Origin of the sequence: Gordonia sp. UBA7860 (assembly GCF_002500165.1) — a bacterium.
Lineage (GTDB): Bacteria > Actinomycetota > Actinomycetes > Mycobacteriales > Mycobacteriaceae > Gordonia > Gordonia sputi.
Genome location: NZ_DLSO01000134.1, coordinates 2374 through 2694, shown reverse-complemented (window position 1 = coordinate 2694; position 321 = coordinate 2374). Strand labels below are relative to the sequence as shown.

The window sequence follows — 321 nt, the reverse complement described above, 5'->3', positions numbered from 1 at the left end:
TCGGTGACGACGGCTCCGCCCATCAGCACGCCGACGTCGGTGCCGATGAACGTGACGACCGGAATCAGTGAGTTGCGCAGGACGTGCACGGTGATCACGCGAGGTCGTCGAAGGCCCTTGGCCGACGCGGTGCGTACGTAGTCGGCGGTCAGATTGTCGGCGACCTCCGAGCGCGTGAGTCGCACGATGTAGGCGAATGAGACTGCGCCGAGCACGAATCCGGGAAGGATGAGGTGATAGAAGTCGAGGTTTCCGCCGACGGTGACCGGGAACAGATGCCACTTCACACCCAGCAGGTACTGCGCGACGAAGCCGAGCACG

General features: G+C 63.9%; 1 protein-coding gene. It reads right to left on the bottom strand.

Annotated elements, in window-relative coordinates; genetic code table 11:
* A partial coding sequence (locus B3T59_RS16870) for an ABC transporter permease (protein WP_287004418.1) occupies nt 1–321 on the bottom strand: 321 nt, incomplete at both ends.